The sequence below is a fragment of the Bacillus sp. 11B20 genome, from assembly GCF_056098985.1.
This window is the reverse complement of record NZ_JBLZWZ010000006.1, coordinates 175,428-199,192: the sequence shown is the minus strand read 5'-3', so window position 1 is coordinate 199,192 and position 23,765 is coordinate 175,428. Positions and strand designations below refer to the sequence as shown.

23 protein-coding genes are annotated in these 23,765 nt (G+C 42.7%); 10 read left to right on the top strand and 13 right to left on the bottom strand.

Annotation, left to right across the window (positions count from 1 at the left end; translation table 11 throughout):
• The first annotated feature begins 152 nt into the window (after positions 1-152).
• Together ACN6NB_RS03720 and corA are read left to right on the top strand one after the other, a co-directional pair.
• The gene (locus ACN6NB_RS03720) at positions 153-668 is read left to right on the top strand and encodes a hypothetical protein (protein ID WP_039177173.1); all 516 of its coding nucleotides are present in this window, start codon (positions 153-155) and stop codon (positions 666-668) included.
• Positions 669-799: 131 nt separating this feature from the next.
• Entirely contained in the window at positions 800-1,759 is a 960-nt protein-coding gene (gene corA / locus ACN6NB_RS03715; RefSeq protein WP_039177170.1) for a magnesium/cobalt transporter CorA, read from the top strand.
• Between the two features lie 89 nt (positions 1,760-1,848).
• On the opposite strand, the gene pdaA is transcribed toward corA, so the two are convergent.
• Positions 1,849-2,640: a delta-lactam-biosynthetic de-N-acetylase gene (gene pdaA / locus ACN6NB_RS03710; protein ID WP_474253240.1), complete on the bottom strand. Its 792-nt coding sequence runs from the start codon at positions 2,638-2,640 to the stop codon at positions 1,849-1,851.
• 101 nt (positions 2,641-2,741) lie between these two features.
• Positions 2,742-2,933, bottom strand: coding sequence for an SE1561 family protein (locus ACN6NB_RS03705; protein ID WP_012009274.1), 192 nt, complete (start codon positions 2,931-2,933; stop codon positions 2,742-2,744).
• 146 nt (positions 2,934-3,079) lie between these two features.
• On the opposite strand from ACN6NB_RS03705, the gene yfkAB reads away from it, so the two are divergent.
• The 4 genes from yfkAB to ACN6NB_RS03685 all read left to right on the top strand — a co-directional run bounded on the left by yfkAB (position 3,080) and on the right by ACN6NB_RS03685 (position 6,397).
• Complete coding sequence (gene yfkAB, locus ACN6NB_RS03700) at positions 3,080-4,201, top strand: radical SAM/CxCxxxxC motif protein YfkAB (protein ID WP_041106321.1); 1,122 nt, start codon at positions 3,080-3,082, stop codon at positions 4,199-4,201.
• A 7-nt stretch (positions 4,202-4,208) separates the two neighbouring features.
• Positions 4,209-5,045, top strand: coding sequence for a mechanosensitive ion channel family protein (locus ACN6NB_RS03695; RefSeq protein ID WP_064497730.1), 837 nt, complete (start codon positions 4,209-4,211; stop codon positions 5,043-5,045).
• A 99-nt stretch (positions 5,046-5,144) separates the two neighbouring features.
• A complete protein-coding gene (locus ACN6NB_RS03690; protein WP_064497729.1) occupies positions 5,145-5,546 on the top strand; it encodes a nuclear transport factor 2 family protein in 402 nt (133 codons plus the stop codon).
• 131 nt (positions 5,547-5,677) lie between these two features.
• Positions 5,678-6,397 (top strand): YebC/PmpR family DNA-binding transcriptional regulator, encoded by a 720-nt coding sequence (locus ACN6NB_RS03685; RefSeq protein WP_474253239.1) that lies wholly within the window; start codon positions 5,678-5,680, stop codon positions 6,395-6,397.
• Between the two features lie 356 nt (positions 6,398-6,753).
• Here the strand turns inward: ACN6NB_RS03685 and ACN6NB_RS03680 are convergent, their stop codons facing one another.
• The 3 genes from ACN6NB_RS03680 to ACN6NB_RS03670 all read right to left on the bottom strand — a co-directional run bounded on the left by ACN6NB_RS03680 (position 6,754) and on the right by ACN6NB_RS03670 (position 9,114).
• Complete coding sequence (locus ACN6NB_RS03680) at positions 6,754-7,536, bottom strand: YfkD famly protein (RefSeq protein ID WP_017358796.1); 783 nt, start codon at positions 7,534-7,536, stop codon at positions 6,754-6,756.
• A gap of 67 nt (positions 7,537-7,603) precedes the next feature.
• Positions 7,604-8,671 carry a calcium/proton exchanger gene (gene cax, locus ACN6NB_RS03675; RefSeq protein WP_126681351.1) on the bottom strand — a complete coding sequence of 356 codons (1,068 nt, stop codon included), beginning with the start codon at positions 8,669-8,671 and terminating at the stop codon, positions 7,604-7,606.
• A gap of 65 nt (positions 8,672-8,736) precedes the next feature.
• The gene (locus tag ACN6NB_RS03670; protein WP_126681352.1) at positions 8,737-9,114 is read right to left on the bottom strand and encodes an OsmC family protein; all 378 of its coding nucleotides are present in this window, start codon (positions 9,112-9,114) and stop codon (positions 8,737-8,739) included.
• A gap of 75 nt (positions 9,115-9,189) precedes the next feature.
• On the opposite strand from ACN6NB_RS03670, the gene ACN6NB_RS03665 reads away from it, so the two are divergent.
• Positions 9,190-10,371: an MFS transporter gene (locus ACN6NB_RS03665; protein WP_126681353.1), complete on the top strand. Its 1,182-nt coding sequence runs from the start codon at positions 9,190-9,192 to the stop codon at positions 10,369-10,371.
• A 205-nt stretch (positions 10,372-10,576) separates the two neighbouring features.
• Here the strand turns inward: ACN6NB_RS03665 and ACN6NB_RS03660 are convergent, their stop codons facing one another.
• The 3 genes from ACN6NB_RS03660 to ACN6NB_RS03650 are packed head-to-tail and all read right to left on the bottom strand — an operon-like array spanning position 10,577 to position 12,237.
• Positions 10,577-11,395, bottom strand: a complete 819-nt coding sequence (locus tag ACN6NB_RS03660) for a YihY/virulence factor BrkB family protein (RefSeq protein WP_039177150.1) — start codon at positions 11,393-11,395, stop codon at positions 10,577-10,579.
• Positions 11,396-11,422: 27 nt separating this feature from the next.
• The gene (locus ACN6NB_RS03655; RefSeq protein WP_039177147.1) at positions 11,423-11,746 is read right to left on the bottom strand and encodes a YtxH domain-containing protein; all 324 of its coding nucleotides are present in this window, start codon (positions 11,744-11,746) and stop codon (positions 11,423-11,425) included.
• Between the two features lie 20 nt (positions 11,747-11,766).
• Positions 11,767-12,237, bottom strand: a complete 471-nt coding sequence (locus ACN6NB_RS03650; RefSeq protein ID WP_106025876.1) for a low molecular weight protein-tyrosine-phosphatase — start codon at positions 12,235-12,237, stop codon at positions 11,767-11,769.
• Between the two features lie 173 nt (positions 12,238-12,410).
• Between ACN6NB_RS03650 and ACN6NB_RS03645 the strand changes: the two genes are divergently transcribed.
• Together ACN6NB_RS03645 and ACN6NB_RS03640 are read left to right on the top strand one after the other, a co-directional pair.
• Entirely contained in the window at positions 12,411-13,766 is a 1,356-nt protein-coding gene (locus tag ACN6NB_RS03645) for an alanine/glycine:cation symporter family protein (protein WP_039177145.1), read from the top strand.
• A gap of 74 nt (positions 13,767-13,840) precedes the next feature.
• Entirely contained in the window at positions 13,841-14,056 is a 216-nt protein-coding gene (locus tag ACN6NB_RS03640) for a DUF1128 domain-containing protein (RefSeq protein WP_003214000.1), read from the top strand.
• Positions 14,057-14,164: 108 nt separating this feature from the next.
• Here ACN6NB_RS03640 and ACN6NB_RS03635 read toward each other — a convergent pair whose 3' ends face one another.
• Positions 14,165-14,683, bottom strand: a complete 519-nt coding sequence (locus ACN6NB_RS03635) for a type 1 glutamine amidotransferase domain-containing protein (RefSeq protein WP_034283692.1) — start codon at positions 14,681-14,683, stop codon at positions 14,165-14,167.
• Between the two features lie 254 nt (positions 14,684-14,937).
• Between ACN6NB_RS03635 and ACN6NB_RS03630 the strand changes: the two genes are divergently transcribed.
• Positions 14,938-19,230 (top strand): multifunctional 2',3'-cyclic-nucleotide 2'-phosphodiesterase/3'-nucleotidase/5'-nucleotidase, encoded by a 4,293-nt coding sequence (locus ACN6NB_RS03630; RefSeq protein ID WP_474253238.1) that lies wholly within the window; start codon positions 14,938-14,940, stop codon positions 19,228-19,230.
• A 16-nt stretch (positions 19,231-19,246) separates the two neighbouring features.
• On the opposite strand, the gene treR is transcribed toward ACN6NB_RS03630, so the two are convergent.
• The 4 genes from treR to ACN6NB_RS03610 form a co-directional block, all read right to left on the bottom strand.
• The gene (treR, locus tag ACN6NB_RS03625; RefSeq protein ID WP_039177134.1) at positions 19,247-19,975 is read right to left on the bottom strand and encodes a trehalose operon repressor; all 729 of its coding nucleotides are present in this window, start codon (positions 19,973-19,975) and stop codon (positions 19,247-19,249) included.
• A 19-nt stretch (positions 19,976-19,994) separates the two neighbouring features.
• The gene (treC, locus tag ACN6NB_RS03620) at positions 19,995-21,695 is read right to left on the bottom strand and encodes an alpha,alpha-phosphotrehalase (RefSeq protein ID WP_099663030.1); all 1,701 of its coding nucleotides are present in this window, start codon (positions 21,693-21,695) and stop codon (positions 19,995-19,997) included.
• Between the two features lie 15 nt (positions 21,696-21,710).
• Positions 21,711-23,147, bottom strand: a complete 1,437-nt coding sequence (treP, locus tag ACN6NB_RS03615) for a PTS system trehalose-specific EIIBC component (RefSeq protein WP_041087235.1) — start codon at positions 23,145-23,147, stop codon at positions 21,711-21,713.
• Between the two features lie 165 nt (positions 23,148-23,312).
• The gene (locus ACN6NB_RS03610) at positions 23,313-23,699 is read right to left on the bottom strand and encodes a DnaJ family domain-containing protein (RefSeq protein ID WP_058837482.1); all 387 of its coding nucleotides are present in this window, start codon (positions 23,697-23,699) and stop codon (positions 23,313-23,315) included.
• Between the last annotated feature and the right edge of the window lie 66 nt (positions 23,700-23,765).

The following is a 23,765-nucleotide window of genomic DNA, read 5'->3' as shown; positions in this document are numbered from 1 at the left end:
TATCAAGGAGGTGAACAAAGGAATTAGCGGATTAGGCAATCATTTGTTTTATCTTGCAAGAACATATTTACCTCATTGATAACCGGCTTCACCTAGTTTCACATTTTACAAAAAAGAAGACCCAAAATTAAAAAACAAAGGAGATCCGACCAATGAAAAAAACCATTCTTTCTGTTGCACTTGCCACTGCTGTTTCTTCGACACTGCCATTATTCGCTGACGCTGCTGAGCCAAAAACTTCAGCACCTGTTTCTACTACACTTCAGCAAACTGTCTTAAACAAAGCTGCTGCTGAAGGTAAAGCTGGCACTACGGCTAGCCCTAATGTTAACGTAAACTTTGATGTTCTTGGGATTGCCAATGCCATTGTAAACGCAGTAAACGCAAATGCAAACCGTTCTGGATTCGTGAAAAGCGTCATGGAAAGCACATTCTACGCTGCTGGCGGCAGATATAATGTCATGGTCTTTAACCTAAGCCAGAACTACGAAGACCGTTTTAACGGCGTCAAAACTTTTGCTACTGCTAATCTTGGTAATGTTGTTTACGGAATTTGGGTATTCGAAAGCGGTACATTTAAAAACAACGGCGATGGCGGCTGGGATAACTGGGCGTTTAGAGGCTGGTTTGACCGTCAAGATAAATTCGTTACGTTCCATCGTCCTTAATTCTCGGTTTTATCCATCAATCATACACGCACATTTAACCGATCTCTTTCTGAGATCGGCTTTTTTATGTAGAAAACGTATAAGTTCACCGACGCTGCTTCATGATATAATGCAAGTCTGGAGGGGTGCACATGCTGAGAAAACTTGCAGTAACAAAAAACGGCGACTTGATTGAACATGCAACAATGCAGCAGCTTTCAAGCCCCGAAATCGCCTGGTATTGGATTGATTTTCATGCACCAACGGAAAAGGAAGCAGCGCTTTTGAAGGAATATTTTCAGTTCCATCCGCTTGCGATTGAGGATTGCTTCCATTATTTGCAGCGGCCGAAGCTTGATTTTTATGAGGGTTATTTATTTTTCGTGCTGCATGCCCTTAATCAAAAAACGCTGCGTTCTGAGGAAGTTGATCTGTTTGTTGGTGAAAACTATATCGTGACCTTTCATTTAAAGGAAGCGCCATACATTGAGCGTGTCATTCGAAAGCTCAAGGGGTCTGATAAAGAAAGAAACAGCGGACCTGAGCATATTGCCTACATGCTGATTGATCAGCTTGTTGATGATTATTTCCCTATTATTTATCAAATAGAGGACAGGCTGAATGAAATTGAGGATGAAGAAGGTCATAAAACGTATGGCACGTTGATGAACGAAGTATTCGGAATCCGATCCGATTTGCTCAAACTGCGAAGAACGATTATCCCGATGAGGGACCTTTTATATCGGATTGTGAACACAAATACGATGAAAAGCGATACAAACCGCCAAGCGTATTTTAATGATATTTACGATCATCTTTTGAAGCTCACAGAGATCGTTGAGTCGAACCGGGACATGACAGCGGATTTACGAGACAGCTATCAGACGCTGAATTCCAACCGGATGAATGCGATTATGATGACATTGACCATTGTGTCGACCATTTTTATTCCACTGACCTTTATTGTTGGGGTGTACGGAATGAACTTTGACAACATGCCTGAATTACATTGGAAATACGGCTATTTTGGCGTGCTGATTTTCATGGGTCTGCTCGTTTCGGGTATGCTTTTGTGGTTTAAACATAAAGGGTGGTTTAGGATTTTTAAATAATGTTTGTTCAGTTCATCCCCCTCTTTTGTTTCAGCGTAAAATCAGAGAAGGATAATCAAAAAGCCTGCAGATCTTCTGCAGGCTTCTTTCTATAGCTGAGGCAGATGCCATACTTTTTCAAGCATGAGATCGTCTAGGCTTTTAAAGGAATATCCTTGTTTTTTCAGAGCGGTGATGGCATCATCCAGCGCTTCGGCATTGTCTCTTGAGACGGTATGAAGTAAGTAAATGGCACCTGGGTGCGCCTGCTTCATCATTTGATCATAAGCATACTGTTTTCCTTTTTGATGATGGATATGCCAGTCTACAAACGCTACTGACCAGAAAACAGTTTGGTAGCCGAGCTGTTTCGTTTCTTTTAGTACCCTTTCACTGAACACACCGCGCGGCGGACGAAGATAGAGGTTATCTTGTTTTCCTGTGATTTTGTACACAGCTTCATTGACACGGTCCAGTTCTTCTTTGATTTCTTTCGTACTTTTTGTTGTTAAATCTGGATGATGATAGGAATGGTTGCCAATGATATGACCTTCTTGTGCCATACGTTTGACAAGCCCGGGCTGGTCCTTTACAAAATGACCTGTCACAAAAAAGGTGCCTGGTACTTGATGTTTTTTCAGCACGTCTAAAATTTTGGGTGTGTACCCATTTTCATAGCCGTTGTCGAAGGTAAAATAAATCTCTTTCTTTTTCGTGTTACCTAAATAGAAGGCATCATACTTTTTTAAGAGTGCCGTCAATTCTTTGCCCACATCCGGCGGCCTGTGCTCTTTGCTTTTCGCAAATCCCCAGTGGATGGGCTTATTAGACACGGCTCCTGCTTCTGAAAGAGGCATGGAAACAAAAAGCGCACATAAACAGATCAGCATGAATTTTTTCATTTACGTCACTTCCCGGTTTTTCTTCTATTGTGCAGAATAAGACCGAGACTCATACACCGATTCACCTGCCAATTTAAAGAAAAAAGCCCGCATTGCGCGAGCTATTCTTCCTTCCAATCATTTTTAAACCGTTCATATTTCGCTTCCAGGTCGTCAATCATCTGGATCAGTCTGTCTATATCCTCAACGTCTGTTGATTCGGGATCTAATGAATCAATCACATTCATAAACATATCTAATCGGTTCTTTAAATAATCAACCTGCTGCTCTTTGCTGTCTGCTGCCTTGCCCATCGATACACTCCCTTTAGCGTTTGTTTATAGCTTATCTTTTTTTCCCTTGTAAATCAATTGTGTCCCTCTTGCGTATAACCGTGATGAGGCTTAAAATTAACTGTTGGCGGGTCTACGTTTGCCCGAATGAAAAGGAGATAGATACCATGAACCAAAAAACAGCACTTCGTCCGATCACACCTGCATACGACCCTTGGGAAGCCTATCTCGATGTGCAGGATTACGGAGAAATGAAGCTGACAAATATTGAATTTACGACAACAACGCTCTGTAACATGAGATGTGAGCATTGTGCGGTCGGCTATACCTTACAGCCTAAAGACCCGAATGCGCTGCCGATCGATTTGTTACTCCGACGTTTAGATGAAGTTCCGCTCCTGCGCTCACTCAGTATTACAGGCGGAGAGCCTATGCTTTCTCTTAAATCTGTACGGGAATATGTCGTCCCTTTATTAAAGTATGCCCATGAACGCGGCGTGCGTACACAAATCAATTCAAATTTAACCCTTGATTTGGCGCGCTATGAAGAAATTATTCCATACTTAGACGTCCTTCACATTTCACATAACTGGGGCACTGTTGAAGAGTTTGCAACAGTCGGTTTTGCTATGATGGATCGTAAACCAACCTTTGAGCAGCGCGAGAAATTATTTAACCGCATGATTGAAAATAGTCAGGCACTTGTCAAAGCGGGCGTAACTGTATCCGCTGAAACTATGCTGAATAAGCGCACGCTTCCATATATTGAGCACATCCACCGGCAGATCGTCGAGGAAATGAAATGCCAGCGCCACGAAGTTCACCCGATGTACCCAAGTGATTTCGCCAGCGCCCTTGAATCATTGACGCTTCCGCAAATGCGGGATGCGATTCATCAGCTGCTTGATATTCGTGATCAAAACACATGGATGCTGTTTGGCACCCTGCCATTTTATTCATGCAGCACAGACGAAGAAGACCAGCGCCTCCTCAATCGATTGCGCCAGGAGAAAAATGTCACAGTACGAAATGACCCTGACGGCCGTTCACGGTTGAATGTGAATATTTTTGATGGGAATATTATTGTGACAGACTTTGGCGATACACCGCCGCTTGGAAACATTGCAACTGATACTTTGCAATCAGCCTATACACGCTGGATGGACACGAAATTAGCAAAAGAGCTGAATTGTCATTGCCCAAGCGTGCAGTGCCTCGGTCCGAATGTTCTAGTGAAAAACAGCTATTATCAAGATGTTGATTTTACTTCTCGAACAGCCAGGGGGTAACCGATAGATGGACGATACATTTCTGACAGTGGTCAAAAATAAATACATTGAAATTCTCCTTGTTGGGCTTGTTCTTTGGCTTGCTGTCTTTATGATCAACAAAGCCCTTCAAATTTTCTTTAAACGAACTGAGTTTATAGAGGATAAAAAGAAGAAAACGATCGAGAGCTTGGTCAAATCGGTCACGAAATACACCGCTTCGATTTGCTTTGTGCTCTATGTCATTTCTCTTTTCTTTCATGACTTCGGGAAAATTCTTGCGGGTGCTGGTGTCGCTGGGATCGTCATCGGTTTTGGCGCCCAGACGCTCATTCGTGATATTTTAGCAGGCATTTTTCTCATCTATGAACGCCAGATTCATAAAGGGGATTATGTGACGGTGAATAACCTCTTTAATGGAACCATCGAAGAGATTGGTCTCCGCTCTCTGCAAATTAGAGAATGGAGCGGCAAGCTGTTAACCATTTCTAACGGGGATATCCGGCAAATCCAAAACTATAACATGCAATATATGCGGATTACGGAATCTGTGTTAATTAGCGCGAATCAAAACCCAGATATCGCCTTCCAAGCACTTGAATCAGCATGTGACAATTTAAATCAAATGCATCATGATTTACTTAAAAAAGATGAATTCCAAAACGCCATTGAACCCTTTCAAGTTCATGGAATTATGGGCTTGAATAAGCTGAATCGCGGGATTGAAATTACAGTTAAGGGAATGGTCGAAGACGAAAAATACTTTGAAGCCGCTCTCGCTGTGCGAAAAGAAATGATCAAGCAACTTCATCATCATGATGTCAAATTGCTTGAGGATCTCGCTTATCCCCAACCTGCAAAATAACCTCATTCTATATGAGGTTATTTTTTTATTTGCATTTTGTTAACTGGTTAATTATAATGTTATTTAGTTAACCAGTTAATAATCGAGAGGATGTATGGAATGACAAAAACAGAAGCAATTTCTTTCATCAAGGAGATGTATCAAGAGGTGTTAACCAAGTTCGATACAAAAAAGGTGGAGACATATTTTTCACCTGACTATCAGCAAGTGACCGATGGGAAGGTGTCCACGCTTGATGAATTTAAAAAGCATCTATCCACATTAAAAGAAATGACAACACAGCTTGCGATCCCCGCCTTTCATGATGTGTTATTTGATGAAGAAACGCAGCAAGCGTGTTTTCGTTACACGGTACATGTTGACCTTGCAAGCGGAGACGGGGGTTTAATAGATGTCACAGCTCTTTTCACCTTATCAGATGGCAGGATCATTCGGTGCGACGAGCTGACTCGGGCTCACGAAAAACATGAAATGCTTGAACAGCTTGGGCACATCAGCTAACAATTCTCTTCCTTTCAGCCCTCTTACTTCTATCCTCTTGACTGATTCATGTATAATAGATAGCAGAATGATTTCATGCAGCATGGGGACCCTCATACTGTGTATTTTCTAAGTGAAAGAGAGTGAATAAGATGGGTCGTAAGTGGAACAACATTAAAGAAAAGAAAGCATCAAAGGATGCCAGTACAAGTCGTATTTACGCAAAATTCGGGCGTGAAATCTATGTGGCTGCCAAACAAGGTGAGCCAAACCCAGAATCAAACCAAGCACTTCGTTTTGTCCTAGAACGTGCAAAAACATATAGTGTCCCAAAACATATTGTGGACCGTGCCATTGAAAAAGCCAAAGGCGGTGCGGAAGAGAACTTCGATGAGCTGCGCTACGAAGGATTTGGTCCAAACGGATCAATGGTAATCGTTGATGCCCTCACCAATAACGTGAACCGTACAGCTTCAGATGTTCGAGCAGCATTTGGGAAAAACGGCGGAAACATGGGCGTAAGCGGCTCTGTTGCTTACATGTTTGACGAAATAGCTGTCATCGGTGTCGAAGGGAAAAGCGAAGAAGAAACACTTGAGCTTTTAATGGAAGCAGATGTTGATGTACGTGACATCATGGAAGAAGATGAAACGGTGATTGTGTACGCTGAACCAGATCAATTCCATCAAGTACAAGAAGCATTCAAACAAGCCGGTGTTGAAGAATTCACTGTCGCTGAAATCACAATGCTCCCGCAAAACGAAGTGACGTTAGATGATGAATCTAAGGCACAATTTGAAAAGCTGATCGATGTTTTAGAAGAGCTTGAAGACGTGCAGCAGGTTTATCATAATGTGGATTTAGGGGAATAAAAAACTTAAGCCATAGTAGTCGTTGAGTTCATTCAACTTCTACTATGGCTTTTTTATTTTCTCAATAAAATGTAATATATGTATAATGTGTTAATGTCTACAATTTTCAAGGAGATGAGTTTCATTTTTAAAACATGGTGGTTTTCTTATTATGGATTTATGATCATCCCTTATCTTGGCCTATGTCTTATTTCCAACGACTTACCGATATTGACTAAAGTTATCTTCTTTCTTTTTATCATTTGGTATTTATATAACGCCTTTGACTTTTACAAAAATGAACTAAAGAGAAAAAAAGAGAACACATATTAGCAAAAAACAGTCATCTCCTCTGTTGATAAGAGGAGATGACTGTTTTAATTCATCCCTTGAAACCCAAACGTCAGGTGATCCTGAACAGGTATCCAAGCGCCGATTCCTTGCGAAGTCACGTTTTTTACGACGAGTTTGCGTTTATTTCCTTTTAGCACAAGGTACACTTCTCCGTAAGTAACCTTACCTTTTTCGTTAATCGCTGGTGCATAGGCATGAAGCGATGCTGCTTTTTTTGGAGAGACATGGTAAGACTGATCTCGTTTTGTTCCTGCACCAATTACGGTGTCAAACGCGAGGGGCAGCTTTGTTTTTTGAATGGCTTTTTGCATCATCAATGTTTTCACATCTTCTGGGTTTGGTACTTTTGCTGTGAGTCCGCCGCTTACTTTCACTTGCTGCTTTTGAACGTATTTGCCAATGGCTGTTTTATTGCCGCCTCTGTTATCAATGTGATTCGTGTTCACTTTTTTGTATTCCCAATTGGCGACTGTTTCGTTTGAATCATAGCTCAGTGCCCATCTCCCAAGGAAAATGGTCGCGCGGTATCCAACTGCTAATGGCGTCCCTGAAATGCTGGATTCATTCAGCATTTTAATCAAATGAGTATTCTCAATCGGGACACTTGTTGTTTTGAACAATTCAGCCGTCAGCTCGCTCGGCTGGAGCAGCGGCTGATCCTGTGACGCGTTCGGATACGTATTCTCCTTTGAAATACTTGCGACAGAGGACGGCACTTTAAATGGCTTTGCCGCCTCCGCTGGAAAGCTGTATAGAAAACTTAAGGATAAGAGAACAACAAACATGATGCGGGGCATCTTTTTCATATCATCACTCTTTCTCATTCATTTTTCCATAGTATTTTCCCGAAAGACGCCCCTTATCCACAAAAGATTATAAAAGGAAAAATCCAATCGCCATAATAAAATAGGCAGCGAGTAATGTGGCGCCTTCAAACCAGTTTGTATCACCATCATTTGATAAAATGACCGTGAGCAGCACAGAGGATGCCATCGCAATGAGCTCTGGTAAGGAAAAAATGAGCGGCATCTGCTTGTCGAAAAATAGAGAGCTGATGACAAGGATTGGCGCGACCATCATAGCAACCTGAAGTGTGGAGCCAAAGGCGATTTCTACTGCTACATCCATTTTGTTTTTATACGCCATGATGACAGCTGAGGCATGTTCTGCTGCGTTGCCGACGATGGCCACAATAATGACACCGATAAACAGCTCACTCCAGCCAAATTGTTCTCCTACCGTATCAAATGTATGAACAAGGCGCTCTGAAATGTACGCAACTGCGATCGTCGAAAGCAGCAAAATGACAGTGGCAAACTTTCCAGACCATTCAGGTGTTTCTTCTTCCGTCTCTGCTTCGCCTTCCATACTCTCCAGCTTGGCAACATACACCCCGCGGTGGCTGACCAGTTTGAAATAGAGCGCCGCGACATAAAGCAAAATCATCACAATGCTGATCCCAATGCTTAAAACAAACTGTTTATTCTCTGCCATCTCCATCGAAAATACTTCTGGAATGACAAACGCTACAATAATGGCAAACATGAGCAAGCCTGAATTGTGCCTTGCATCATGGACATTGAATACTTGGCGCTTATATTTTAATCCGCCAACGAAAAAAGACAAGCCAGCCACAAGCAGTAAATTTCCGATGACCGATCCTGTTAATGATGCAAGTACGATGGCCGTCAGTCCTTGTTTTAAAGCAAAAAACGAAATGATTAACTCCACCGCATTTCCAAATGTAGCGTTTAAAAGTCCGCCAATTCTGGGCCCCGCAATGATGGCAAGACTTTCTGTGGCTCTTCCCATAAAACTAGCAAGACCAATAATGGCGATACAATAAACGGCAAACATGACGACCTGCGGGAAATGAAGAAAACTGCCAATCACCGATAGCGGAACACCGATTGCGACAATCACAAGAAATAAACGATTCATACAGCCATTCTCCTTTACATATGTCTGACTGTTATTCTTTCGTGAGTGCCGTCATCATATACATTTTAGATTCGCGCGTGTGAAAAGGTGATATCAATACTTCCTTTCACGGACTGCACCATTGAGCAATGCTTCAATGCAAGGGTGATCACTTTATCGATTTGTTCATCAGATGTATTAATGTCTTCAAATAAGATATGTAAATGAATGCTGGAAATCTTGTTTACAGCTCCTGCTCTTGTCGTTTCAGGTGTGATCGTCAGCCCTTCATAGGATATTCGCTTTTTACGGCACACATGAATGAGCATTTCTCCAAAGCAGCCTGCAATGGCTGAGGTGAACAATTGAGATGGACGGTACCCCATTTCTTCTGTTCCTGATATAGTCAGCTGCCTGTCCTCAATATGTGCAATCCAACGATCCTTTTCGTATGTCAGCTTCATTCCTTTTCCACCTTTCTATTGAAACCCCTATGGTTCCATTGTACGATGAAAGCATGAACTTGTAAGGAGCTTCTTATGTCGAGAATTCACTTTATGATTTTAATTTTACTTGTATCCGTATCTGGTTTTTCACAGGGTGCATTACTTCCTGTCATTTCCATTATTTTCGAACATGCCGGTACATCTCCCACGTTAAACGGCCTGCATGCCACAGGCTTATATCTCGGTGTGCTGCTTGCGTCTCCTTTTATGGAAACACCGCTTCGCCGGTTTGGATTTAAGCCGTTAATCGTCATTGGAGGCGCCGCTGTCTTTTTAAGCTTGTTTAGCTTTGTGTTTTTTGAATCTTATGTCGTCTGGTTCTTCCTCCGGCTTATGATCGGGATTGGTGACCATATGCTGCATTTCTCTACACAGACGTGGGTGACCTATGCTTCATCCTCGAGAAATCGCGGAAGAAACATTTCACTGTATGGATTATCGTTTGGACTCGGTTTTGCCGCCGGCCCTTTTTTAACGCCGCTCATTGAGATCAATCCAGCTTTGCCTTTTATTGTTTCTGGTGCCGTTAGTTTATGTATTTGGCTGCTTGTTTTTGTTTTAAAAAATACATATCCAGATACGGGCGAAGTGCAAACGTCAGAGCAGACAAACAGTTTGAAGCGCTTCAAAAAGGCCTTTCAATTTGGCTGGGTCGCCTTTATGATGCCATTTTGCTATGGATTTTTAGAAACGACACTTAATAGTAACTTCCCTGTGTATGCGCTAAGAAGCGGGGTGACAGTAGATGCAGTTGCGTTTATTTTACCTGCGTTTGCCATTGGGAGCATTGTCTTTCAGCTTCCTCTTGGGATGCTCAGTGACCGGTTTGGCAGACGCCGCATCATTTTATGTGTGACACTCGCTGGATCATTCTTTTTCCTTTTAGCAGGGATCTTCATTCAATCCGTTTTGGCTGTCGCCATCTGTTTCTTTATCGCTGGAATGGCTGTAGGCTCTACCTTCTCACTTGGCATCAGTTATATGACCGACTTATTGCCAAAGCATCTGCTTCCCGCCGGGAACTTGATGTGCGGGATGGCGTTTAGTGCCGGCAGTATTCTCGGGCCGGTACTCGGAGGATTCTTTGTGCAAACGTTTGAAGGAATGAATTTACTTTACCTTGTCAGTATCGTGATATTATTTGTGTTTTGCTGCGTTCGGTTTGGGAGAACGACGGCAGTGCTGGAAAGTCCCAATGAATCCATTTCTAATTAAAAAACTCCCCTGCACTGCAGAGGAGTTTTTTCATTTAATGATAACCATTTTGCCCGTTCGCACTGCCGCTTGTTTTGTGTTTTGGCTGATGGCCTTTGTTTTGTTTCGTGTTGCTTCCGCCTTTTTTCGATTGTTTGGACATATGTGATTCCCCCATCCATCAAGATTGAACATGTTCGTTCTTCTTTAGGATGCCCAGATTTCTTCACACCTTGCCTGGTACGATTTTACGCTTATGTAAAAGCGCATTGAGCTCGCCGCCAAGGATAATCATGATGCCGGTTAAATAGAACCAGATCATTAAAATAATGATTCCCCCAATACTTCCGTACATCGCGCTGTAATTAGCAAACTCGCCTACGTAAAATGAGAACAGCATGCTGACCAAAATCCATCCAATCGATGCAAAAATGGCGCCTGGCAGAACAAATTTCAATTTCAGTCTGATGTTTGGGGCGAAATAGTACAAGGCTGTAAACACAATCAATAAAATCAGCGGGCTAATGATCCACCTCATGGCCGTCCAAATGGTGAGAAAGGCATCTGACTGCCCAACTAATTTAGCGACAAATAAGCCAAGTTCTTTTCCAAAGACAGGTAGCATTAAGGCAAAAATAATCGTAAGAACCATCGCTATGGTTAAGATGATTGATGTTAAACGTACGAGAATGAAGGAACGATTTTCCTCAACTTCGTAAGCATGGTTAAATGCTCTGACGACGGCATTAATCCCGTTAGATGCAGACCAAAGGGCGGCAATAATCCCGAATGACAACAATCCGCCGTTGCGGCTGTTCAGTGTCTCTTCGGCGATGGATTCAATCATCGAAAGCGCTCCTTCTGGCGCATAACCAGAGATGACGCTCAGGACATCCTTCGACGTCAGCGGCAAATATCCAACGAGTGTCAGCACGAAGATGAGAAACGGAAATAATGAAAGCAAAAAGAAGTAAGCAAGCTCAGCAGATTTTGCTGGTCCTTCATGCAGCAAAAAGCGTTCAATTAACGCTTTAATAAAACCCATACGCCTCATCTCCAATGATCAATCTTTCTATTTCGATCGAAAGTGATCCTTTGTTTCTTCAATAATCTCTAATACTTTTGGGGTTGTTTCCTTTAACTGATTGACTTGTTCATTTAAAAATGACAAATCATCTGAGACTGTTCGCATCAGCTGCTTCGTTTCTTCCATTTTTTCTTTCACGCAAGCAGAAATTCTGGCTGGCTCCTGACGGTATTCCGCCAGCTTTTCCTGACAGTCATCCCATTTGTCTTTAAGCGCAATTCTCGTTGGCCGATGAAATAATGTCAGCAGTGCGCCGCAAGCTGCTCCTATCACAGCTCCTCGAAGCATGATTTGATTTTTCTCTTCCATCTCGTCTGATCTCCTTTCAGTTAAAGGTGTTTCTCTTTCTTTACATACGTCAAAAAACGATCAATTCCTGTTTCAATTAAATCATGTACTTCCTCAAAGTTTCCAGTGTAATAAGGGTCTGGCACATCATCTCGATCATCGTCTTCAACAAAGTCAAGAAGACGGCCAATAAAGTGATGTTTCCCATAACCGGCTATACTGCGAAGTGCCCCTACATTTTCAGCATCCATCGCAATGATATAGTCGTATGCTGTGATGTCCTCATGTATGATTTGTCTTGCGGACATCCCTTCATAGCTGATCCCTTTTTCATCAAGCAGCTTTCGTGTTCCTTCATGCGGAGGACTGCCTTGATGCCAGCCGCCAATGCCTGCTGAATCAATGACAAAGTGCTCGCTTAGTCCTTCATCTTCTACTCGTTTTCTAAACATGGCCTCTGCCATCGGTGACCTACAAATATTGCCAAGACATACGAATAATACATGAATCATCCTTCATTCTCCTCCTATCTTTTCCCTAGAAACTGCTTTCGAAAACCTTTTCTCTATCATATCAAGCCCTTTTTCTTTTGAAAACTTTGCAAGAAAAACTCCCATCGGCATTGACACATTATACAAAAAAAGGGGACACTTTAGGAGAATTGCACAAATAAAGGGGGATACATATGGGATGGGTAGAACAGATTGTCAGCAATATCAATGATGTATTATGGGGACCGCCGCTTTTGTTTTTGATCGTGGGGACTGGGATTTACCTTACCTTTCGCGTACTCTTTATTCAAATTAGGCTGCTCCCCTATTCGCTGAAGCTTGCATTTTCAAAGCAAGACAAGACATCAGAAGGTGATATTTCTCACTTCCAAGCATTAATGACAGCTCTTGCTGCAACGGTTGGAACGGGAAATATTGTAGGGGTCGCCTCTGCTGTCATTGCCGGCGGACCAGGCGCTGTGTTTTGGATGTGGTTTGCAGCGTTCTTTGGAATGGCGACAAAATATGCTGAAGCTGTTCTCGCAGTGAAATACCGTGTCAAAAATGAAAAAGGTGAAATGTCCGGCGGGCCGATGTACTATTTGGAGCATGGCTTGAAGCAAAAATGGCTAGGGGTGCTGTTTGCTATTTTTGGTGCTGCGGCTGCCTTTGGAATTGGGAATCTCGTGCAGTCAAATTCGATTTCTGGTGTCATGAATTCAACCTTTCAGATTCCAACATGGATCACAGGCATTATTATTACGGCCTTTACTGCGCTCGTGATTTTAGGCGGGATTAAAAGCATTGGCCGGGTGACGGCTATTTTTGTACCGGTCATGGCTTTATTCTACGTCATTTGCGGGCTGATCATTCTTGTCATGAATGCGGATCTTGTCCCAAGTGCAGTCGGGCTCATTTTTACGGATGCATTTACAGGTCAAGCCGTTGCAGGCGGTGCGATCGGTACCGTAATCCGCTGGGGTGTGGCGAGAGGGGTATTTTCCAATGAAGCAGGTCTTGGTTCTGCACCAATCGCTGCAGCTGCTGCCAAAACAGATATGCCTGCTCGTCAAGCGCTTGTGTCAATGACGCAAGTATTTATTGATACGATGATTGTTTGTTCCATTACAGGGATCACAATTGTCATGGCCGATATGTACGTCACAGAAAAAAGTGATGCACTCACCTCGTTATCCTTTGCTCATTTCCTTGGACCAATCGGCTCAATCATTGTTGCAATCGGCTTACTTTTATTCGCTTATTCCACCATTATTGGCTGGTCCTATTACGGTGAAAAATGCTTTACATATTTGGCAAAAGATTCGTATGTGATGTATTATCGTGTTGTGTTTGTTATTGCTGTCTTTTTCGGTGCCGTGTTTAAGAATGATTTCGTCTGGGGCGTGGCGGATATGCTAAACGGACTGATGGCTGTTCCGAACTTAATCGGCCTTATCGGTTTATCAGGAGTTGTCGTGTTTGAATCTAAACGAATCATTGATAAGATCAAGCAGGAGAAAAAGGAGAAAAACATCTCGGTGTCGTCTTAATAGCCCTTTTATTCTTTTGCATTTCTGTTAAAATAGACATGTTATTCACATATGCAGGAAAGGACGTGCCGCCCTTGTCAGAGCAAAAAGCGGCTGAAGTCAATCAGCTGATTGAAGACATTTCGCAAAAGTTAAATATGCTGAACATTGGAGTCATCAAAGCCGAAGACTTCAGTCCAGACAAGTACGAAGATATTGAATTTCTACACCAAATGGTGATGAAAAAATCTTCATTCAGCCCAAGTGAAATGCAAGCCATCGCAAGCGAGCTAAAAAACTTAAGAAAATAAACGTGCAAAGGAAACCAGATTGCGGTTTACGCCGCTTTCTTCCATCCATGCACAGAAAAAGCCAGCACCCCGCAAGGTGCTGGCTTTATTTATCCTGTAAAAAACTGCTTATTTTGCGAGCAGTTTTAATGATTCACGGTTAAATGCTGGAATGTCATCAGGTGTACGGCTTGTCACAAGCTGATCCTGACAAACAACAACTTCTTCATCTTTGAATTTGGCGCCTGCGTTTTCCATATCTACTTGAATGGATGTATAGCCAGTCGCGCCTCTGCCTTCCAGCGTCTTCGCTGTAATGAGCAATTGCGGTCCGTGACAGATCGCAAATACTGGTTTTTTCTCGTCCATAAATGCTCTTGTGAATTGGACATAGCGATCGTCTGCACGCAGAATGTCTGGTGAGAAACCGCCAGGAATCAGTAGTGCATCGAAGTCTTCAGGCTTCACGTTATCAATGGACGCATCCACTCTCACTTCTGCTTCTCCTTGCTTCCCTTTCACTGTTTTTCCTTTTTCGTTTTCAATTACTGTGACCTCATGGCCTGCATCTTTAAAGGCTTTTGCAGGCTCGGTGAATTCAACATCCTCAAAGTAATCTGTTAATACAACTGCAATTTTCTTACCCATGTAGAAACCCTCCTGCTTGATTATCGTTTACACTACACACTATACCCGGGTACATTGAAATCAAACATCCTATCCCGATCAGAAAACCCCTTATGATAAAAATAAGTATTTAGACTTATTTATATTTCCTCAACAAGGTAATTCGTATGATTTATGTTATCTTTACAATAATCTGCAAAAAATAACTACAAAAGTTAACGAAACATTTCTACAATAGGTATTGTGGTCAAAAAAATTAGAAAGGCGGAGATCAGGTGAAGAAGCAAACACATAGGTCTAAACGAAGGAAAAACCTGTCTATTCTGCTCACTTCCATTATGATGATTAGTCTCATTCTCCCAGCAGTACCTACTCATGCAGCAATAGAAAACGGCGATGCCGTAAAAGTCAGCATCTTAGCCACAACGGATGTTCATGCGAACATGATGAATTATGATTATTACAGCGACAAAGAAACAAATGAATTTGGTTTGGCAAAAACAGCCGAGCTAATTGAAAAGCACCGTTCACAAAATCCAAATACACTCCTTGTTGATAACGGAGACCTGATTCAAGGAACCCCTCTTGGAGAATACGTTTACAAAAATGAGAAAGACGGCATCATCAATCAAACAAAGGTTCACCCCATTATTCATACACTCAACAAACTAAAGTACGATGCAGGAACACTTGGCAATCATGAATTTAACTACGGATTATCATTTCTTGACGGTACTATTGCCGGGGCTAACTTCCCAATTGTCAATGCGAACGTCAAAAAGTTAAATGGAGAACACCGTTTTACGCCTTATGTGATTCAAGAAAAAACATTTAAAGACGCAAACGGAGCCTCACAAACTGTGAAAGTCGGTTACATAGGATTCGTTCCACCACAAATTATGACGTGGGATAAGAAGCATTTATATGGACAAGTTCAAGTGCAGGATATCGTCGAATCTGCCAATGAAACCATTCCTGAAATGAAGGAAAAAGGGGCAGATATCATCGTCGCTCTTGCCCATACAGGAATTGAAAAAACCGCTTCGCCTAAAGGATCAGAAAATATGATCTTTGACCTTGCCACGAAAACGAAAGGCATTGATGCGATCGTGTCTGGCCACCAGCACGGCACATTCCCAAGCGCTGAATATAGCGGCGTTGACAAATTCGATGTCTCAAAAGGAACCATCAACGGCATTCCAGTCGTCATGTCTAAAAACTGGGGAAGCTACCTCGGCGTCATTGATTTAACATTAGAGCCTGACGGCAGCAACTGGAAAGTCACAGATGGAACAGGAAAGATTGAATCTGTTGCAGGAGTCACCTCTCAAAACAGCACTGTAAAAGATGCTATTCAAACGACGCATCAAAACACACTTGATTATGTAAGAAAGCCTGTCGGTAAAACAGAAGCAGACATTAACAGCTTTTTTGCTCAAGTGATGGATGACCCTTCTATTCAAATTGTGACGGATGCACAAAAATGGTATGCACAAGAAAAAATGAAGGATACGTCATACAAAAACTTACCGATTTTATCTGCAGGCGCCCCGTTTAAAGCCGGCGGCCGAAACGGTGTAAATTATTATACAAATATCGCAAAAGGTGATTTAGCGATTAAAAACATCGGCGATCTCTACCTTTACGATAACACCGTGCAAATTGTCAAACTGAAAGGCAGTGAAGTGAAAGACTGGCTCGAGATGTCTGCCGGACAGTTTAATCAGATCAAACCAAACTATTCAAATGAACAGCCTATTTTAAACGAAGAATACCGCTCGTATAACTTTGATGTGATCGATGGTGTCACCTATCAAGTTGATGTGACGCAGCCTGCTAAGTACAGCACAACAGGCACTCTTGTCAATGCGAATGCAAACCGCATCAAAAACCTGTCCTACAACGGAAAACCAGTCTCTGACAATCAAGAATTTTTAGTCGTGACAAACAACTATCGAGCTTCTGGCGGCGGTGGCTTCCCGCATCTGACGCAAGATAAAGTGGTGCTTGCCTCAGCCGATGAGAACCGCCAAGTGCTGATGGATTATATTATCGAACAAAAAACCATCAACCCAAGTGCGGACCAAAACTGGTCCATTGCACCAATCAAAGGCGCAACAGTCACATTCGAATCTTCTCTTTTAGCTAAGCCGTTTGCTGAAAAATCTAGCAGCGTAGACTTTGTTCGTAACGCCAGCACAGATGGTCTTGGTGTGTACAAGCTAGCCTTTAAAGAGGATGGCACAACAGAACCGCCTGCATCAGACAACTGGAATTTAACGGTGATGCATACAAACGATACACACGCCCACCTTGATGATGCGGCAAGACGTGCCACAAAGATTAAAGAAGTTCGGGCCGAAAGCAAGAACAACATTTTATTAGATGCTGGAGATGTCTTCTCTGGTGACCTATATTTCACAAAATGGCAAGGACTTGCCGATCTCAAACTGATGAACTTAATGAAATATGATGCCATGACGTTTGGTAATCATGAATTTGACAAAGGTCCTTCTGTTCTTCGTCAATTCCTGACAGGTGATGCATCAGATGTAGATGCGAAAAACCGTCATCAATTTGAAAAGCCTGCATTCCCGATTGTGTCATCAAACGTTGATGTCTCTAAGGAAAAACAATTGAGCGGCTTAGTGAAAAAGCCAGCCACATTTAAAGCTGGTGAGAAAAAAGAAGCTGGGATTTACCCATACATCCTGCTTGATGTAAACGGTGAAAAGGTGGCGGTATTCGGTTTAACCACTGAAGACACGGCCATTACATCCAGCAGCGGCCCTAACATTCAATTCAAAGATGCATACAAGAAAGCAAAGGAAACAGTCAACACCATTCAAACAGAAGAAAAAATCAATAAAATCATTGCTTTAACACACATTGGCTATAACCGTGACCTTGAGCTGGCTCAAAAAGTAGACGGTATTGATTTAATCATTGGCGGTCACACGCACACCCTTGTAGAAAAATTAAAGGTCGTCAATAAGAAAGAACCAACGATTGTCGCGCAGGTGAAAGACTACGGACAATTCTTAGGGAAAGTAGATGTGGCCTTTAATCAAAAAGGCGTCGTACAGCCAAAGAAATCTTCTTTTGACCTCATCACCATCGATGACTCTGTCAAAGAAGATGCCGATGCAAAAGCGATCCTCGATCAGTACAAGGCAGATATTCAAGATTTAAAAACGGAAAAAGTCGGGTCTACTGATGTCCTCTTAGACGGACAACGAGAGCATGTCCGGGCGAAGGAAACAAACCTTGGGAACTTTATTGCTGACGGCATGCTGAAGAAAGCGCAGGAATCTGCTGGTGCCGATCTTGCCATCACAAACGGCGGCGGTATTCGAGGCAGCATTGAAAAAGGAGATATCACTTTAGGTGATATTTTAACGGTCATGCCATTCGGAAACACACTCTATGTCGCGGATTTAAAAGGCAGCCAAATTAAGAAAGCGCTCGAACAAGGGCTTTCAGGCATTGAGGAAGGCGGCGGCGCATTCCCTCATGTAGCCGGCATTGAATATACGTTTACACTGAGTAAACCAGCTGGCAGCAGACTCATTGATGTCAAACTGAAAGACAAAAACGGCAAACTAACAGACATTGATGATAAGAAAACATACCGCGTGGCAACAAACGCATTTGTCGGGACAGGCGGCGATGGCTACAGCGTCTTTACAGAAGCCTCTCACGGCGAAGACTTAGGCTATGTTGACTATGAAATCTTCAAAGAGCAAATTGAACAGGCAGACGGCGGGCATATTTCTCCTGTCATCGATCATCGAGTGAAAGAAGTGTTCCTTCCACGTGCGAAAGGAAAAGGCGCTTATGACATTCAAGATGATGAGAAATTCCAAACGTATGTGCAGCATACAAACAAAGCATTGCTCTATTTAGACAAAGCGAGCGAAGCGAAAAACGTTCAATTGTCACTATCAAAAGCACAGGTAACCGAGCTGAAGAAAAGAGAGCAAGATCCGAACGTCACTATCTATCATGACAAAGTGGGACTCGCATTACCGCTCTCTAACTTGTCCGAGAAAAACGCAGAAATATCGATGACAAAGACGGATAAGGTGAAAAATGCATTAACGGATACGTATGATTTCCAAATCAAACAAGATCAGAAAAAGGTTTCTACCTTTAAAGATCCTGTTACACTATCCTTTACATTAGATGAGCCTCAAAAGGCAAAGAAACCTGGTGTATATTATGTAGACCGCAAGAAAAATCGTTATGCCAAAACAAGTAATGGATCATTCGAAAATGGGGTCGTTTCAGGTCAAACTGAGCACTTCAGCGAATACACCGTACTCAACCAAAGCGGGGCAGCTGGAACAACGCCAGATCAAACTGGTGGAGACGGCGGAAGTTCAGCGCCAGGCGGAGGTACAGGTACAGATCCAAACCAAGATGGAACCGGACTCCCAGGCGGCACACTGCCGAATACAGCAACAATGATGTATACAGCTGTATTGATTGGCGTACTCATGCTTGCCTCAGGCGGTATCCTCTATTACTACCAGCGTAAGCGTACAAGAAAAAATGTATCATCTTAAAAGAAAAGGACAGAGCCTATGCTCTGTCCTTTTTTTCTCTTCTAGCAAAATCGACGAACCTGAAGCGGTCTAACCTGTGACGGCTTTCTGTGTATTGAAATAGACTCGTATCCTCTAAGAACACATAATTCTTTACCACGACGACATGGTCAAATCCCTTTAAATCAAGGTACTTGGCGTCCTCTTCTGTACATGGCTCTACCACAAATTCCTTTTGAGCATAGCTGATTGATACACCGAGTTCTCCTTCAATATACTCGTAGATTGATCCTTCGCATATGTCTTTAGACAATACTTCAACATGCTTTTGCAAAAAGTAGTCCTTGTCTAAAATCACTTCTTCCCCGCTAATATTGCGAGAGCGAATGACTTTCCAGACGTCCGTCTGTTCGTCAATTTTTAGCTGAGACTGAATATACTGATCCGGTTTGATTAAACCAAATTCATGAACCGTTGTGACTGTCTTTCGGCCAAGCGTTTTGGAAAGCTCTTTAAAGCTGACAAGACCTGATACAGGGAACTGCATTTTCTCCCGATTCAGCAATACAGAGCCTTTCCCGCGGATTTTTTGGATATAGCCATTTTGCACAAGAATATTTAATGCCTTTCTCACCGTCTCCCGGGACGTGTCGTACATGATCGAAAGCTCATGCTCTGATGGGAGGATACCTTTATCCTGCCATTCACCTTGTTCAATTCGTCTTGCGAGCTGATCATAAATCACTCGAAACTTATTCTCTTTCATTTTCCCTCCGCCCCATTTTCTAGCGTTTGGTTAAATGATAAACGATTGACTCATATGGGCGCAACGTAAATCCCTTGATATGTGCCGGCACATCCTCATAATTGGATAACAGCACTTGACTCTCCATCTCATCAGCAGCCTGCACAAGCTCATCAGGAAGCGTAAAGTCCGTCTCCCCTGCATAAAAGTGGTTGATCACGAGGAGCTTCTCATCCTTGCTTTCTCTAACATAAGCAAAAATCTTTGGATCTTCTGCTAGGAGTAAGGAGAAGCTGCCATATGTGATCACGTCAAGTTCTTTACGCAGTCTGCAAAGGGCTTGGTAATGATAGAAAATGGACGTCCGATCTTTTAATGAAGCCTCGACCGAAATGTCGTTATTGGCTGGCTCAATCCAAGGCGTTCCTGTTGAGAAACCTGCATTCTTCTCTGAGGTCCACTGCATTGGTGTTCGCGCATTATCTCTTGACTTGACCTGTAAAATGGCGAGTGCTTCTTCCTTTGATTTCCCCTTTTCAAGCATGACTTCGTACATATTGAGTGATTCGATATCACGGTAAGACGAAATGTCCTCAAAGCGAGGATTCTTCATGCCTATTTCCTCACCTTGATAAATATAAGGAGTCCCTTGCATGAGATGCATTGTGGTTGCCAGCATCTTCGCTGATTGCTGATGATACGTGTCATCATCACCATACCTTGAGACGATACGCGGCTGATCATGATTGCACCAGAACAGCGCATTCCAGCCGCCGCCCTCATGCATTTTCGTCTGCCATTCAGAAAGAATCGACTTCAATTCTTGAAAATCAAATGGTGCGATCGCCCACTTTTCACCGTTTGGATAATCCACCTTTAAATGATGGAAGTTAAACGTCATATCCAGCTCCTGCCGATCAGGTCTTGTATACCGAATACAGTCTGCGATATTCGTTGAAGACATTTCTCCCACTGTCATGCTATCGTATTTCGAAAAAACCTCCTGGTTCATTTCATGCAGAAATTCATGAATTCTTGGCCCGTCTGTATAGTACATGCGGCCGTCGCCTTGCACAGATTGTCCGGCATCATCTAAGAAACGCTGATCCTTTGAGATGTTGTTGATGACATCCAGCCTAAACCCATCAATTCCTTTTTCAAACCAAAAGTGCATGATGTCATATACTTTCCTGCGCACTTCATCCTTCTCCCAATTGAGATCCGCCTGAGTGACATCATATAAATGAAGATAATAATCTCCTGTTACTTCATCGAGTTCCCAGGCTGGACCGCCAAATTTCGACTGCCAATCATTCGGCGGAGATCCATCCGCTTTTGGCTCCTTCCAAATATAATAATCTCGATAAGGGTTATCCTTTGACTCACGCGAGGCTTGAAACCACTCATGGAAAATGGATGTATGGTTAACGGCTAAATCCATGATGACCCTTATTCCTCTCTCATGCGCTTCCTTCAGCATGCGTTCAAAATCTGTCATTGTGCCGTACATCTCATGGATTTTTGTATAATCACTAATATCATAGCCGTTGTCATGCTGCGGGGACTCATACATTGGCGTGAGCCAAATACAATCCGCCCCAAGCTCTTTGATATAATCAAGCTTTTTCGTCACGCCATTGATATCACCTGTCCCAGAGCCTGTTGTATCTAAAAAGCTTTTCGGATAAATTTGATAGACCACCGCTTTTTTCCACCACGGTTCATTTGTTTGCTGATTCAATTTCCTTCACCACCACTAGTTAAGTTCGTCTGAAAAATCCTTCTTCTTTTTTAGTTTTGCATATAAAAGAGTACCGATGAATGGGAGGATGAGTACAATCACCATTCCGATTGCAAATGCACCCCAATATTTCGGGATAATGGAGAAGATTCCTGGAATGCCTCCAACACCAACTGAACTTGCCAGCACCCCTTGAGAAGCGATAAACATACCGGCTAATCCTGAGCTGATCAGAGCAAAAATAAATGGGAATCGATAACGCAGGTTGACCCCAAACATGGCCGGTTCAGTAATTCCTAAATAAGCAGAAATACTGGATGTTAACGAAAGTCCTTTTTGCTTTTCATCTTTTAAGACAAACATCATCGCAAGGGCAGCTGATCCTTGTGCAATGTTGGATAAGGCAAGCATTGGCCATAGGAACGTGCCGTGCAGCTTTGAGTTAATCAATTGAATATCAACAGCGAGGAACGTATGGTGCATTCCTGTAATGACTAATGCTGCATACAGTCCGCCGTATAATAGACCGCCAAGTGCTGCGAATTGCTGGAATACCGCTACAAGTCCAGATGTTAAAACGTTACCGATTGCAAATGTAACAGGTCCAATGACGATAAATGATAAAAATCCAATGACTAATAACGTAATCGGTGCAACAACTAACAGCTGAATACTTTCAGGTGTCCGTTTTGTGATAAATAATTCGAGCTTTGCAAGTAAATAGGAGGCAACGAGTATCGGAAGAACCTGTCCTTGATAGCCTACCTTCTGCACTTCAAGTCCAAACAAGTTCCAAACAGGAATGTCACCGGTCTTCTCTGCCGCTCCATAGCCCCATGCGTTTAACAAGTCTGGATGTACGAGCATCAGACCGAGGACCATCCCTAAAAGTGGATTCCCCCCAAATCGCTTCACAGCTGACCAGCCAATTAATGCTGGCAGGAACGTGAAGGCAGTGCCAGCAATTAAGTTGATCATATTCGCTAAATCAGCCCATGCCGGGTACACATCCACAATCGATTTTTGATCGAAGAAAATATCAGGAGCTGTTAAAATATTATTAATCCCCATTAATAAACCGGCTGTGACGATAGCAGGAAGAATCGGTATAAAGATATCAGCAAGCGTTTTCACAGCACGCTGCAATGGATTCAATTTTTGATCAGAGGCACGCTTGACGTCCTCTTTTGTGGCTTCCCCAATTCCCGTCCTTTTGACCATTTCGGCATATACTCGATTGACGACCCCTTGGCCGATAACAACTTGGTATTGACCGTTCGCTGAGAAAGATCCCTTCACTTCATCAATTTGTTCAAGTGCTTTCTCATCCACCTTACCTTCATCTTTCAGCACAAAGCGCAGCCTTGTTACACAATGTGTCGCTTGATCGATATTTTCTTTTCCGCCGATGGCTTTCACAATCTGATCTGCTGCTGCCTGATAATCAGCCATACTATCCCCTCCGAGATCGTTTTTTTATATAAGAAAAAAGAACCAAAAAACTTGTATATACATGTTTACTTCATATTTTATATTTGTATATACATGTAGTCAACAATAAAATGTAGCGCTTACATAAAAAAGCTCCCTCAATGTGCTCAGGGAGGCAGCGTGTCATCATCTTTTTTTATGCTCCGTTAATTTCTCGTAGACCTTATTTTTGTAAAAGGAGGAGGCTGGGCGGGCAAAAGTTTGACGCTTAGATGTAAGTTCATCCAGACGTTTTTGTTTTTCTTCACATATGAGAGACAGTTTCTTTCTTACCTCTCCATCTATACTCGATTGAAGTAATTCTTTGACAGTCATAAGTTCTTTTTTCAGCGCTGTTTCTTCCCCAGCAAATCCGGCATTTTTCATAATGCGGTAGCCCATTCTAAGTTCTTCTGGTACATGAGCAGCGTCATCTTTTGGCAGAGGCTTCCCAAAGCCAGATAATCCTTCAAAAGCCCCATTATCCATCGCTTTTTTGATCCGTTCTTCTGATAATCTCTGCGCAAAATCCATAGCGTTTCTCCTTTCACCGCAAGTATGTGATTAAGCATAGCAAAAAAGCTGCCTCTCTCACAAGAG

What these genes read in the sequence shown, in the direction of transcription:
- ACN6NB_RS03720 (WP_039177173.1), top strand. Translation starts at nt 153, where the DNA reads ATGAAAAAAACCATTCTTTCTGTTGCACTTGCCACTGCTGTTTCTTCG.
- corA (WP_039177170.1), top strand. Translation starts at nt 800, where the DNA reads ATGCTGAGAAAACTTGCAGTAACAAAAAACGGCGACTTGATTGAACAT.
- pdaA (WP_474253240.1), bottom strand. Translation starts at nt 2,640, where the DNA reads ATGAAAAAATTCATGCTGATCTGTTTATGTGCGCTTTTTGTTTCCATG.
- ACN6NB_RS03705 (WP_012009274.1), bottom strand. Translation starts at nt 2,933, where the DNA reads ATGGGCAAGGCAGCAGACAGCAAAGAGCAGCAGGTTGATTATTTAAAG.
- yfkAB (WP_041106321.1), top strand. Translation starts at nt 3,080, where the DNA reads ATGAACCAAAAAACAGCACTTCGTCCGATCACACCTGCATACGACCCT.
- ACN6NB_RS03695 (WP_064497730.1), top strand. Translation starts at nt 4,209, where the DNA reads ATGGACGATACATTTCTGACAGTGGTCAAAAATAAATACATTGAAATT.
- ACN6NB_RS03690 (WP_064497729.1), top strand. Translation starts at nt 5,145, where the DNA reads ATGACAAAAACAGAAGCAATTTCTTTCATCAAGGAGATGTATCAAGAG.
- ACN6NB_RS03685 (WP_474253239.1), top strand. Translation starts at nt 5,678, where the DNA reads ATGGGTCGTAAGTGGAACAACATTAAAGAAAAGAAAGCATCAAAGGAT.
- ACN6NB_RS03680 (WP_017358796.1), bottom strand. Translation starts at nt 7,536, where the DNA reads ATGAAAAAGATGCCCCGCATCATGTTTGTTGTTCTCTTATCCTTAAGT.
- cax (WP_126681351.1), bottom strand. Translation starts at nt 8,671, where the DNA reads ATGAATCGTTTATTTCTTGTGATTGTCGCAATCGGTGTTCCGCTATCG.
- ACN6NB_RS03670 (WP_126681352.1), bottom strand. Translation starts at nt 9,114, where the DNA reads ATGAAGCTGACATACGAAAAGGATCGTTGGATTGCACATATTGAGGAC.
- ACN6NB_RS03665 (WP_126681353.1), top strand. Translation starts at nt 9,190, where the DNA reads ATGTCGAGAATTCACTTTATGATTTTAATTTTACTTGTATCCGTATCT.
- ACN6NB_RS03660 (WP_039177150.1), bottom strand. Translation starts at nt 11,395, where the DNA reads ATGGGTTTTATTAAAGCGTTAATTGAACGCTTTTTGCTGCATGAAGGA.
- ACN6NB_RS03655 (WP_039177147.1), bottom strand. Translation starts at nt 11,746, where the DNA reads ATGGAAGAGAAAAATCAAATCATGCTTCGAGGAGCTGTGATAGGAGCA.
- ACN6NB_RS03650 (WP_106025876.1), bottom strand. Translation starts at nt 12,237, where the DNA reads ATGATTCATGTATTATTCGTATGTCTTGGCAATATTTGTAGGTCACCG.
- ACN6NB_RS03645 (WP_039177145.1), top strand. Translation starts at nt 12,411, where the DNA reads ATGGGATGGGTAGAACAGATTGTCAGCAATATCAATGATGTATTATGG.
- ACN6NB_RS03635 (WP_034283692.1), bottom strand. Translation starts at nt 14,683, where the DNA reads ATGGGTAAGAAAATTGCAGTTGTATTAACAGATTACTTTGAGGATGTT.
- treR (WP_039177134.1), bottom strand. Translation starts at nt 19,975, where the DNA reads ATGAAAGAGAATAAGTTTCGAGTGATTTATGATCAGCTCGCAAGACGA.
- treP (WP_041087235.1), bottom strand. Translation starts at nt 23,147, where the DNA reads ATGGCTGATTATCAGGCAGCAGCAGATCAGATTGTGAAAGCCATCGGC.
- ACN6NB_RS03610 (WP_058837482.1), bottom strand. Translation starts at nt 23,699, where the DNA reads ATGGATTTTGCGCAGAGATTATCAGAAGAACGGATCAAAAAAGCGATG.